Below are 11,961 nucleotides of genomic sequence, written 5' to 3'. Positions count from 1 at the left end.
GGCGGGGCGCCGGTCGTTTTCGAGCCGCACCCGACTTACGAAAACCTCTTCGGTCGCATCGAATACACCACCGATCAGGGCGCGCTCTACACCACGTATCGTCAGTTGCGCCCGGGTGCCTTGCACCGCGCCAACGGCGGTTTCCTGATTCTTGAAGCGGAGAAAATGCTCAGTGAGCCGTTCGTGTGGGATGCGCTGAAACGCGCCCTGCAATCGCGCAAGCTGAAAATGGAATCGCCGCTGGGCGAGATGGGCCGTTTCGCCACCGTGACCCTCAACCCGCAGCACATTCCGTTGCAGGTCAAAGTCATCATCATCGGTGCGCGGTCGCTGTACTACACGCTGCAAGACCTCGATCCGGACTTCCAGGAGATGTTCCGCGTTCTGGTCGACTTCGACGAAGACATCCCGATGGTCGACGAGAGCCTGGAACAGTTCGCCCAGTTGTTGAAAACCCGCACGTCGGAGGAAGGCATGGCGCCGCTGACCGCCGATGCGGTGGCGCGTCTGGCGACCTACAGCGCACGGCTGGCCGAGCATCAGGGGCGCTTGTCGGCGCGCATCGGTGATCTGTTTCAACTGGTCAGCGAAGCGGATTTCATCCGGCATCTGGCCGGCGATGAAATGACCGACGCCGGGCATATCGAACGTGCGCTGAAAGCCAAAGCCACACGGACTGGTCGAGTGTCGGCGCGGATTCTCGACGACATGCTCGCCGGGATCATCCTGATCGACACCGATGGCGCGGCAGTCGGCAAGTGCAACGGTCTCACCGTGCTTGAAGTCGGCGACTCGGCGTTCGGTGTGCCGGCGCGGATTTCCGCCACGGTGTACCCGGGTGGCAGCGGCATTGTCGACATCGAGCGTGAGGTCAACCTCGGTCAGCCGATTCACTCCAAAGGCGTGATGATCCTCACCGGGTATCTGGGCAGCCGTTATGCCCAGGAATTCCCGCTGGCGATTTCCGCGAGCATCGCGCTGGAGCAGTCGTACGGTTACGTCGATGGCGACAGTGCGTCGCTGGGCGAGGCGTGCACGCTGATTTCGGCGCTGTCGAAAACCCCGCTCAAGCAGTGCTTCGCGATCACCGGCTCGATCAATCAGTTTGGTGAAGTGCAAGCGGTGGGCGGGGTCAACGAGAAGATCGAAGGCTTCTTCCGTCTCTGTGAAGCGCGCGGGTTGACCGGCGAGCAGGGCGCCATCATTCCGCAGGCCAACGTGGCCACGCTGATGCTTGATGAGAAAGTGTTGGCGGCAGTGCGTGCCGGGCAGTTCCACGTGTACGCGGTACGTCAGGCCGACGAGGCGTTGAGCCTGCTGGTGGGCGAGCCGGCCGGTGAGCCGAATGCCGATGGTGAATTTCCGGAAGGCAGCATCAACGCCCGGGTGGTCGAGCGCTTGCGTGACATCGCCGAGATGATCAGCGAAGAAGACCTTAAAGAGGCCGAGAAGGAGTTGGCCCAGGAAGCGCTGGCCGAAGCCAAACCGGCCTGAACCTAAACGCGGTCAAAAACTGTGGGAGCGAGCCTGCTCGCGAAAGCGCTGTATCAGACGACGAATAAGTTGCCTGACACTGCGCATTCGCGAGCAGGCTCGCTCCCACATTTGTCTTGTGTAAATCCATCGAAAATTCGCCACTACTCTGGCGCCAATATTCACACAATGACCATTCGGCGCCTTCTGGTTTCATTCGGCTTGCGCGGCGAACTTTTCTTCTATTCTCAGCTCAAGGATATCGACAGTATCACTGGATCGAGCCAGTCCTCCCGTGGGGGCTGAATACCGGCTTCACCGAGGGTCGCCGCCATGTCGCGCAACCTCTGCCTCACCCGTCAATGCCTGGGTCTTGTGACCCGAATCGAATGCGCCATCAAGCCGTTGGCCGGCGATAACGGCATGTGGACGCTACTCTTTGCCGCCGGCATGGCTGGTGAACAACCTTCCGCCATCAAGGCCCAAGGCCCGTTTCATGGGCCGGTCGCCGCCGAGTCGATACTCGACACCATCGTCGAAAGCCTGACTCTGCATGGCTATGAACTGGCCGACGATCCGCAGATCTGGAGCCTGCACCTGCAAGCGCAGTTGCGGCAGATCAACGGTGGCCGAGGTCGCGCCCTTTAGGAGCTGCTGCTGGCTGCGGTCTTTTGATCTTGCTGTTCAAGGGGCAGTATCAGGCACATGCGCCTTGTCGAGTTTGACCTCAAAGCCGTATTGCACGGTGGCGAGGTCGGTTCGCTGATAGGTTTCCACGTGGGTCGGACGGCCATAGAAATAATGCACGCCAAACAGCGCCGGGCCTTCAGCGCTCGCATCGTGGCTGACCGAGAGAATCTGCTTGAGGTAGTTGCCGCTGTCGTCCTTGACGAAGAAGCGCCACTCGTTGGGCGGAAACAGTTTCAGGTCCACCACCAATTGGTTGTTCTTGATCTCCAGGCCTTTGGGCAGTGACCTGGCGTCATACGTCTGTTTGGCCACCGTGGCGAGAAACAGCGGCATTGAGCCGACGGCAATCGCCGGGGTTTCCGGGAACAGGTTCAAGTCATAAGTGATCGTCGCCCGCAGTGGATCGACTTGGTACGCCTCGGGCGGCAATTCAATCGGTTCATCGAGTTTGCCACTGCGTTTTTCGGTAAAGAACGTGACAGGGCTGACCCGCGGGCTGAAGTCATCGCCGAGCAATTCATCGTTGAATGTGCGGCGATGGGAAAACTCGATGCGCGCGGCGCTCGGTTCTTCGACGGATTGATGAATGCGAATGCCAGCCTTCAATTGCTCCTCGGTCAGGCTCGCGCCCTTGAGCCAGTTGACTGCCAGATCGTCGTACACCGTCACTGGCAGATCCAGCGGTTGAATGGCCTTCTGTGTGGTGTGTGGATTGAACGTGCGAATCGGCAGATCCAGCGTTTTACGCGTCACCGTCGCCGAGGAGAAGTCGAGCACGCTGACTTCCAGGGTGTCGATGGGGCCATTGAAATAGACCTTGTTGTAGCGACGCGGGTGCTGTTCCTCGAACGCCTGCTGCTCTTGTGTGAGCTGCTTTTCCAGCGCATCGCTCCAGCTCTTTTGCTGTTGCAGGTAGGCCAGTTGTTTTTCGTAGAAGGCCACTTGCTCCGGACTCTCGTTGATTGAGCCGGCGCGTATCAGGTATTGCCCGGTCTTGTCGCGGGCCTGAACGATCAGCGGATTGAGCTGCGTCTCTGCGACTTCCGCTGCCAGTGGCAGGTTGTTGCTGAATTCGACTTCGGCGTAGTTGTTTTCCAGCTTCAGCAGTTTGACGCTGAGGTTGTCATTGCTGCGGGTCTGGCCGACGTCCTTTTGCGTCAGGTCGAAGCTGTACAAGCGGCGCGGCGCGATGACTTCGATCTGGCCTTGCAGGCTGACCGGTTGCGGCAGGGACTTCTTGTCCACGTTCAGTCCGTCAATGAACGGATAGGTCACGGTCAGGTCATCGGGGTTGGTGACGTTGGAGCTGGAGGGGCTGAGCTGAATGCCCGGATCGGTTTCCGACCATTCCGGCTGATAGGCGATCACGCGTTTGTTGCTCAACGTCACCGACTGCCACTCCACGCCATGGGGGAACAGGAACCCGCCGGGAATGTTCAGGTTGAACGGGAACACCGGTTGCAGGTCGGTGAGGTAGTCGGAGCTGGCATCTTTGTGCAGCACGAACAGGCCGTTGATGTACGTATCGACCAGCGTCTGCGGGGCAGGGTAGTGCTTGAGCACGGCGAGGGCGTCTTCGCCGTATTCGGTGCGCGGCGGATTGTCGTTGAGCTTGATTTGCGCGCGTTCGAGCAGCAGCAGTGAGCCGCCGAGCTCGGTGACGGCGTCCTTGAGTCTGGTGTCGGTGATGGCGTCCAGTGACTGTTCGAACGTTGCCGTTTTTTCTTCAAGACGAGTGGCGTGTTTTTCATCGCCGGGCGAGCAACCGCTGATCAACAGAGCAAGGCAAATTCCGGCCGTCGTTATCGGTAATCGCACATCCATTTCCACACGTCCTGTCTGCAGTCACTGGGCTGTCAATGGTTTGGACACTAGCAGAAAAAAATCACCCACACGCGCAGGTGGCGGATTTTCGGGCAGTTTCTGGCTGTCACAGGGGACTGGTATACTCGCCGCCATTTCCACCCCCTTGTGTGAGATTCAATGGAACGCTTTATCGAAAATGCAATGTACGCCTCGCGCTGGCTGCTGGCGCCAATCTATATCGGGCTCTCGCTCGGGTTGCTGGCGCTGGCACTGAAATTTTTTCAGGAAGTGTTCCACATCCTGCCCAACGTTTTTTCGATGGCTGAATCGGAACTGATTCTGGTGCTGCTGTCGCTGATCGACATGGCACTGGTCGGCGGCCTGCTGGTGATGGTGATGATTTCCGGCTACGAGAACTTCGTCTCTGAACTGAACATCGACGAAGGCAAGGAAAAGCTCAGTTGGCTCGGCACCATGGACTCTTCGTCGTTGAAGATGAAAGTCGCGGCTTCGATCGTGGCGATTTCCTCGATCCACTTGCTGCGCATCTTCATGGACGCCAAGAACGTCGATCCCGAGCACTTGATGTGGTACGTGATCATCCACATGACCTTCGTGGTCTCGGCGTTCGCCATGGGGTACCTGGACAAGGTCACCAAGCACTGATCCACCGTTGATCGCTGCAAAAACACCGCCCGTCTGTTGCGAAACAGACGGGCGGTGTCGTTTGTGGCTTGTGCTTTGATGTGCGCGGGCATATCCCTGTAGAGGTGCTGATTCACCACTGTGTGAGGTGCGTTCATGAACCTGCAAGAGTTGAATGCGTTTGCCATTGCCAGGAAGGTCGATGAGTTGAACCTGATCTCCATGGAAGGCGGGATCTATCTGCTGGAAGCGCGGATGCACGGTGCGGCGTATCCGTTGAGTGATCTCAAAGGCGGGATGCTGACATTGCGCTCGGTGGAGCATGCGCGGGATTTGCTGCATAACTTTCCGGAGTTGCCGTTCAACCTTGTACACACCTCGGTGCATGATGAAATGTGCGGCCTGGGCAGTATCGATGAAAGCCTTAAGGTGCCGCTTGGCTGGCGTTCCGCCCTATAGGCGTTGCGCGCCATCGCCGGAACATCTGTGCTAGTCTGCTCGCCCTTTTGGTTCCGGGCGCGCCGGGACGCGCTGTGCACGCACGGCAAGTCTTGTGGCCGTCCGCACAGCGGAGCAGTGTCATGTCCGAAGTAAATCTGTCCACCGACGAAACCCGCGTCAGCTACGGTATCGGCCGTCAGTTGGGTGACCAGCTGCGCGACAACCCGCCACCAGGTGTTAGCCTGGACGCGATCCTGGCTGGCCTGACCGACGCATTCGCCGGCAAGCCAAGCCGCGTGGGTCAGGAAGAAATGTCCGCCAGCTTCAAGGTTATCCGCGAAATCATGCAAGCCGAAGCCGCAGCCAAAGCTGAAGCCGCTGCAGGCGAAGGCCTGGCGTTCCTGGCTGAAAACGCCAAGCGTGACGGCATCACCACCCTGGCTTCCGGCCTGCAATTCGAAGTGCTGACTCAGGGCGAAGGCGCCAAGCCAACCCGTGAAGACCAGGTGCGTACTCACTACCACGGCACACTGATCGACGGCACTGTGTTCGACAGCTCCTACGAGCGTGGCCAGCCTGCAGAATTCCCGGTTGGCGGCGTGATCGCTGGCTGGACCGAAGCCCTGCAACTGATGAACGCCGGCAGCAAATGGCGTCTGTACGTGCCGAGCGAACTGGCTTACGGCGCTCAAGGCGTTGGCAGCATCCCGCCGCACAGCGTTCTGGTATTCGACGTCGAGCTGCTGGACGTTCTGTAAGACCGGGCCTGCCTTGATGGTGGGCTAATGTGGGAGCCAGCCTGCTGGCGATAGGGTCGACCGGGTTTTGCTTCAGGACCGCGTTGATACCATCGCCAGCAGACTGGCTCCCACAATTTTTTGGGTGCAGCTCATAGTTCGATCTTGTTATGCAGTTCACTGGTCGGGCGCAAGGCCCGGGCGTAGCAGAACAGGAACAGATTGCGCACCAGTTCCTTGAGCACCAATGGCTCGCTGGAATTCAGGCTGCTGACGTCCAGATCGCCTTGATCCTGCAGTTCATGCAGGGCTTCTTCTTCAAGCACCGCACAGACTTCACCGGTTTCCCGATGGAGGATTCTGAGGTAAGGGTGTGGGCGATCCAGCCAGGCGTCGATCAGATAAGTCATGGTTCTCATCTCCATTGAAGGTGTTTGATGAGAATAATTCTTATTATCTAAATGGCAAGCGCCTATTGGCAGATTCTGATTTTTTCCGGGTAAAGATTGCGTAAGGTCAAAACGGCTGGCGTTTGGCTATTGCGTGGTTTTACTGGAGCGAATCGAGGAGGGCGAAGCTCCATCCCACGGCTGGCGCGGGATGGAATACAGCGGATTCAGACTTTTCTGACGAACTCGGATTTGAGTTTCATCGGACCGATGCCGTCGATCTTGCAGTCGATGTCGTGGTCGCCATCGCACAGGCGGATGTTCTTGACCTTGGTGCCGACTTTGACCACCAGTGAGGTGCCCTTGACCTTGAGGTCCTTGATGACGGTGATGGTGTCGCCGTCCTGCAGGACGTTGCCGACCGAATCTTTCTTCACGGCATCATCGGACGCCACTTCGGCTTCGCCGCTGGCGGACCACTCGTTGGCGCACTCAGGGCATACCAGTTGGGTGCCATCTTCGTAGGTGTATTCGGAATTGCATTTCGGGCAGGGTGGCAACGTGCTCACTAAGGCTCCTTGGGATGTGGATCGCTAAAAGTCGCACATTGTATAGGGTTTTATCTTTTCAGGCAGTCAAAAGCAAAAGATCGCAGCGTCGACAACCCCTGGTGGAGCTGCCGAAGGCTGCGATCTTTTGATCTTGCTTCAGCGATATCAGTGCGTGCGGGCGACTGCAAACTCGCTCAGTTCAACCAGCGCATCACGGTATTCACTGGCCGGCAGGGCGTCGAGGCACTTGATCGCACGGGCCACATAATCACGGGCCAGTTGTGCGGTGTACTCCAGCGAACCGGAAGCCTCCACGGCAATGCGGATGCTTTCGAGGTCTTCGATCCCGCCTTTCTGAATCGCCTGACGCACCAGGGCGGCCTGTTCAGCCGTACCTTCGCGCATGGTATAGATCAGCGGCAGGGTCGGTTTGCCTTCGGCCAGATCGTCACCGACGTTCTTGCCCAGGGTCTCGGCGTCGCCTTTGTAGTCGAGCAGGTCGTCGACCAGCTGGAACGCTACACCCAGGTGGTCACCGAAAGTACGCAGGGCTTCGCTCTGCTCGGCAGTCGCACCGGCCAATGCGGCAGCGCTATGGGTCGAGGCTTCGAAGAGCATCGCGGTTTTGCCGCGGATGACTTCCATGTAGGTTTCTTCGGTGGTGCTGGCGTCGCGCACCTTGGACAGCTGCAACACTTCGCCTTCAGCGATAATGCGCGTGGCCTGGGACAGGATCTTCATCACCGGCATCGAGCCCAGTTCGACCATCATTTCGAACGAGCGCGAGTACAGGAAGTCGCCGACCAGCACGCTCGGGGCGTTGCCCCACATGGCGTTGGCGGTCGAGCGGCCACGGCGCATGCCGGACATGTCGACTACGTCGTCATGCAACAGGGTGGCGGTGTGCAGGAATTCGATGGTGGCGGCCAGCAGACGCATGTCGTCGCCTTCGCGACCCAGGGCTTTGCCACAGAGCAACACTAATAAAGGACGCAGACGTTTGCCGCCGGCCGAGGTAATGTAATCGCCGATTTTCGATACCAGCGGTACTCGGGAAGTCAGCTGCTTCTTGATGATGCCGTCGACGGCGCTAAAATCGTCCGCCACCGCGCGGTAGAAAGCTTGGGGTTGCATCAGCGAGAGTCGCTCCAGAAGGGTTGCGCGGCATGCTAGGACCCCCATCCAGACCTGTCAAGGCGCGATAGACGGCTACTTGCAAGCCTGCGGCACCTTGCGTACAATCGCGCACCCTGAACTTCCTGGGCAGCACCTGCCTTACGCAATTGCAACGGGCCTTCCAGCCTTATGCAGCCATGCCAGCCAATACCTCTTCTTATAAAGAGCTGGGTGAGCAGGATTATCGGAGAAATACCATGTCTTATGCAGTAATCGTTACTGGCGGCAAGCAGTACAAAGTCGCCCCAGGTGAATACCTGAAGATCGAAAAACTGGAAGTCGCTACCGGCGAATCCGTTACCTTTGATCGCGTTCTGTTGGTTGCCAATGGCGACGACGTGAATATCGGCGCTCCAGTTGTTGCTGGCGCTACCGTTGTGGCTGAAGTGATCTCCCAAGGTCGTCACGATAAAGTCCGCATCATCAAGTTCCGTCGTCGTAAGCACCACATGAAGCGTATGGGCCACCGCCAGTGGTACACCGAGATCAAAATCACCGGTATTCAGGCTTAATTTCAGCCTAATTCCTCACTAGGAGAATTGACTCATGGCACACAAAAAAGCTGGTGGTAGTACCCGTAACGGTCGCGACTCAGAAGCCAAACGCCTTGGCGTGAAGATGTATGGCGGCCAGGTCATCAAGGCCGGCAACATCATCGTGCGTCAGCGCGGCACCCAATTCCACGCTGGCTACGGCGTTGGCATGGGTAAAGATCACACCCTCTTCGCGAAAATCGAAGGCGTGATCAAGTTTGAAGTAAAAGGCGCTTTCAACCGCCGTTACGTGAGCGTAATCGCGGCTTAATCGCGAGATCGCTGGAAGAGCCCTGTCTTGCGACGGGGCTTTTTCGTTTGTGGGGTGAGTCTCTTGCAAAACTGTTTGTATGGGCTGTCGGCGTGCGATACGTGTCGTGTTTTGGGGTCGCTGCGCTCATTTTTGCAAGAGTCTTATGTCTTGATTGTTTTTCGGCTCGTCCGTACGGCGAGAGGCGTTGGTTATGAAGTTTGTTGATGAAGTATCGATTCGCGTAAAGGCTGGTGACGGCGGCAATGGCGCCATGAGTTTCCGTCGGGAAAAATTCATCGAAAACGGTGGCCCGAACGGCGGTGATGGCGGTGATGGCGGTTCCATCTACATGATGGCTGACGAAAACCTCAACACCCTGGTCGACTACCGTTACACCCGGCACTTCGATGCCGAGCGTGGCTCCAACGGCGGTAGCACCGACTGCACCGGCAAGAAGGGTGAAGACCTGATTCTGCGCGTGCCGGTCGGCACCACGGTGATCGACTCTGCTACCCAGGAAGTGATCGGCGACCTGACCAAGGCTGGCCAGAAACTGATGGTAGTGCAGGGCGGTTGGCACGGTCTGGGTAACACCCGTTTCAAATCCAGTACCAACCGTGCGCCGCGTCAGACCACGCCGGGCAAGCCGGGTGAGCAGCGCGACCTGAAGCTGGAAATGAAGGTGCTGGCTGACGTCGGTCTGCTGGGCTTGCCGAACGCCGGTAAAAGTACCTTTATACGTTCCGTTTCGGCCGCCAAGCCGAAAGTCGCTGACTACCCGTTCACCACGCTGGTGCCGAACCTGGGTGTGGTCAGCGTCGATCGCTGGAAGAGCTTCGTCATTGCTGATATTCCGGGTCTGATCGAAGGTGCTTCCGACGGTGCCGGCCTGGGGATTCGCTTCCTCAAGCACTTGGCGCGTACGCGTCTGCTGCTGCATCTCGTCGACATGGCGCCGCTGGATGACAGCAGTGCGCCGGATGCCGCTGAAGTGATCGTCAACGAACTGATCAAGTTCAGCCCGTCCCTGGCGGAGCGTGATCGTTGGCTGGTGCTGAACAAGTGCGACCAGATCCTTGAAGAAGAGCACGATGAGCGCGTCAAGGAAATCGTTGATCGCCTGGAGTGGACTGGTCCGGTTTATGTGATCTCGGCGATTGCCAAGATTGGTACCGAGCGTCTGTGCCACGACATCATGCGTTATATGGAAGACCGTGCCGACCGTCTTGCTGCAGACCCGGCGTACAAGGAAGAGCTGGCTGATCTCGATCAGCGCATCGAAGACGAGGCGCGTGCGCAACTGCAGGCGCTGGATGACAAGCGTGCCCTGCGTCGCAGCGGCGTGAAGTCGGTCCATGACATCGGTGACGATGATTGGGACGAAGAAGATGTGGATGACGAAGACGGTCCGGAAATCATTTACGTGCGTGACTGATTCGTTGGGTAGGAGCTGTCGCAGGCTGCGATCTTTTGGCCTTCAGAAGATCGCTGGTGTCTGCTGAGTCTTCATCTCAGGGCGGTGTTATCATCGCTGCAAGCCGTTTTTTTAAGGCGCCGCTCAATCGAGCGGCGTTTTAGTATCTGGAAATCGCAAGTCACAAATAACGTCATGGGCGGCGCTGGGTCGCGCTGCCCTCAAGCTAAGGTTGAAGATGATGCGGAGCAAGGTGACAGGTGCGCAGCGTTGGGTCGTGAAGATCGGCAGCGCTTTGCTGACAGCTGATGGCAAAGGGCTGGATCGCGCGGCAATGAGTGTCTGGGTCGAGCAGATGGTGGCCTTGCATGAGGCTGGCGTCGAGTTGGTGCTGGTGTCCTCCGGGGCGGTGGCGGCCGGCATGAGTCGTTTGGGCTGGACCGCACGACCCAGTGCGATGCACGAGCTCCAGGCGGCCGCTGCAATTGGTCAGATGGGTCTGGTGCAGGCGTGGGAGTCGAGCTTCGCCGAGCATGGCCGGCACACTGCGCAGATTCTCCTGACTCACGACGACCTTTCCGATCGCAAGCGCTACCTGAACGCTCGCAGCACCCTGCGTGCATTGGTCGAGCTGAAAGTCATCCCGGTCATCAATGAAAACGACACCGTGGTCACTGACGAAATCCGTTTCGGCGATAACGATACCCTGGCGGCGCTGGTGGCTAACCTGGTCGAAGCGGACCTGCTGGTGATCCTTACTGATCGCGATGGCATGTTCGACGCCGATCCGCGCAACAATCCCGAGGCGCAGCTGATTTATGAGGCGCGCGCCGATGATCCGAGCCTCGATGCGGTGGCGGGTGGCACGGGCGGTGCGCTGGGGCGTGGCGGTATGCAAACCAAGCTGCGTGCGGCGCGACTGGCTGCGCGTTCTGGTGCGCATACCATCATTGTCGGTGGGCGTCTTGAGCGTGTGCTTGATCGCCTCAAGGCCGGCGAGCGCATCGGTACGTTGCTGTCGCCTGAGCGCGGCATGCTCGCGGCGCGCAAGCAGTGGCTGGCCGGGCATCTGCAGACTCGCGGTACGCTGGTGTTGGACGAGGGGGCGGTGTCGGCGCTGTCCAAGGGCAACAAAAGCCTGCTGCCCGTCGGTGTGAAATTGGTGCAGGGCAGTTTCCGTCGTGGCGAGATGGTGGTCTGCGTGGCGCCCGATGGTCGTGAGATTGCCCGTGGCCTGGCCAACTACAGTGCGCTGGAAGCACAAAAAATCATCGGTCAGTCGTCGGATGCGATTGTCGGTTTGCTCGGTTACATGGCGGAGCCTGAACTGGTTCACCGTGACAACCTGATTCTGGTCTAAGGAAAATTCCATGCGTTTAGCGAAAGGATTGTTGGGCTTGCTGATGGCGATGCCATTGCTGGCCTCGGCCGAGGAAATCGGTCAGGTATCGACGGTGTTCAAGTTTGTCGGCCCGAACGACCGTATTGTGGTCGAGGCATTCGATGATCCGAAAGTTGAGGGGGTGACCTGCTACCTGTCGCGTGCCAAGACGGGCGGTGTGAAGGGTGGTCTGGGTCTGGCTGAAGATCGCGCAGAAGCGTCGATCGCTTGTCGTCAGGTCGGTCCGATCAAGTTCAAGGGTGATCTGAAGGACGGCGATGAGGTGTTCAAGGAGCGCACTTCGCTGGTATTCAAAACCATGCAGGTGGTGCGTTTCCTCGACAAGAAGCGCAATACGCTGGTGTATCTGGTTTACAGCGATCGCTTGATCGAAGGCAGTCCGCAGAATGCCGTGACCGCGATTCCGATCCTGCCGTGGGTCCCGGTCCAGCAATAACACCGCAAAACCAAC

The 11,961-nt window shown here is 58.4% G+C and carries 14 protein-coding genes; 10 read left to right on the top strand and 4 right to left on the bottom strand.

All coding sequences use genetic code 11. The features are described 5' to 3' along the window. Together M9827_RS22340 and M9827_RS22335 are read left to right on the top strand one after the other, a co-directional pair. The coding region (locus tag M9827_RS22340) for a Lon protease family protein (RefSeq protein ID WP_250607168.1) at positions 1-1,494 on the top strand (1,494 nt) is incomplete at its 5' end. Between the two features lie 312 nt (positions 1,495-1,806). Further along, positions 1,807-2,121, top strand: a complete 315-nt coding sequence (locus tag M9827_RS22335; RefSeq protein WP_007909799.1) for a PA4575 family protein — start codon at positions 1,807-1,809, stop codon at positions 2,119-2,121. Positions 2,122-2,157: 36 nt separating this feature from the next. Here M9827_RS22335 and M9827_RS22330 read toward each other — a convergent pair whose 3' ends face one another. Continuing rightward, the gene (locus tag M9827_RS22330; RefSeq protein ID WP_250607167.1) at positions 2,158-3,987 is read right to left on the bottom strand and encodes a hypothetical protein; all 1,830 of its coding nucleotides are present in this window, start codon (positions 3,985-3,987) and stop codon (positions 2,158-2,160) included. A 159-nt stretch (positions 3,988-4,146) separates the two neighbouring features. On the opposite strand from M9827_RS22330, the gene M9827_RS22325 reads away from it, so the two are divergent. From M9827_RS22325 to bamJ, 3 genes are all read left to right on the top strand, one after another. Continuing rightward, positions 4,147-4,635, top strand: a complete 489-nt coding sequence (locus tag M9827_RS22325) for a TIGR00645 family protein (protein WP_007909801.1) — start codon at positions 4,147-4,149, stop codon at positions 4,633-4,635. Between the two features lie 135 nt (positions 4,636-4,770). Next, on the top strand, positions 4,771-5,073 hold the full coding sequence (locus M9827_RS22320) for a DUF6482 family protein (protein WP_250607166.1): 303 nt from the start codon (positions 4,771-4,773) through the stop codon (positions 5,071-5,073). A 122-nt stretch (positions 5,074-5,195) separates the two neighbouring features. Continuing rightward, positions 5,196-5,813, top strand: coding sequence for a BamJ family beta-barrel-assembly machinery protein (gene bamJ, locus M9827_RS22315; RefSeq protein WP_039761705.1), 618 nt, complete (start codon positions 5,196-5,198; stop codon positions 5,811-5,813). A 131-nt stretch (positions 5,814-5,944) separates the two neighbouring features. On the opposite strand, the gene M9827_RS22310 is transcribed toward bamJ, so the two are convergent. The 3 genes from M9827_RS22310 to M9827_RS22300 form a co-directional block, all read right to left on the bottom strand. Continuing rightward, positions 5,945-6,202, bottom strand: coding sequence for a PA4570 family protein (locus M9827_RS22310; RefSeq protein ID WP_250607165.1), 258 nt, complete (start codon positions 6,200-6,202; stop codon positions 5,945-5,947). 206 nt (positions 6,203-6,408) lie between these two features. Beyond that, entirely contained in the window at positions 6,409-6,750 is a 342-nt protein-coding gene (locus M9827_RS22305) for a zinc ribbon domain-containing protein YjdM (protein ID WP_250607164.1), read from the bottom strand. A 147-nt stretch (positions 6,751-6,897) separates the two neighbouring features. After that, a complete protein-coding gene (locus M9827_RS22300; protein ID WP_093434797.1) occupies positions 6,898-7,866 on the bottom strand; it encodes a polyprenyl synthetase family protein in 969 nt (322 codons plus the stop codon). Positions 7,867-8,105: 239 nt separating this feature from the next. On the opposite strand from M9827_RS22300, the gene rplU reads away from it, so the two are divergent. From rplU to M9827_RS22275, 5 genes are all read left to right on the top strand, one after another. Next, entirely contained in the window at positions 8,106-8,420 is a 315-nt protein-coding gene (gene rplU, locus M9827_RS22295) for a 50S ribosomal protein L21 (RefSeq protein WP_007950961.1), read from the top strand. Between the two features lie 34 nt (positions 8,421-8,454). Beyond that, positions 8,455-8,712, top strand: coding sequence for a 50S ribosomal protein L27 (rpmA, locus tag M9827_RS22290; protein WP_007909818.1), 258 nt, complete (start codon positions 8,455-8,457; stop codon positions 8,710-8,712). Positions 8,713-8,905: 193 nt separating this feature from the next. Next, positions 8,906-10,129 carry an Obg family GTPase CgtA gene (gene cgtA, locus M9827_RS22285; protein ID WP_122599737.1) on the top strand — a complete coding sequence of 408 codons (1,224 nt, stop codon included), beginning with the start codon at positions 8,906-8,908 and terminating at the stop codon, positions 10,127-10,129. Between the two features lie 220 nt (positions 10,130-10,349). After that, the gene (gene proB, locus M9827_RS22280) at positions 10,350-11,468 is read left to right on the top strand and encodes a glutamate 5-kinase (protein WP_042704923.1); all 1,119 of its coding nucleotides are present in this window, start codon (positions 10,350-10,352) and stop codon (positions 11,466-11,468) included. Between the two features lie 10 nt (positions 11,469-11,478). After that, complete coding sequence (locus M9827_RS22275; RefSeq protein ID WP_007909822.1) at positions 11,479-11,946, top strand: CreA family protein; 468 nt, start codon at positions 11,479-11,481, stop codon at positions 11,944-11,946. Positions 11,947-11,961: the final 15 nt, after the last annotated feature.

Origin of the sequence: Pseudomonas sp. AKS31, assembly GCF_023634765.1 — a bacterium.
Lineage (GTDB): Bacteria > Pseudomonadota > Gammaproteobacteria > Pseudomonadales > Pseudomonadaceae > Aquipseudomonas.
This window is presented reverse-complemented; position numbering and strand designations above follow the sequence as displayed.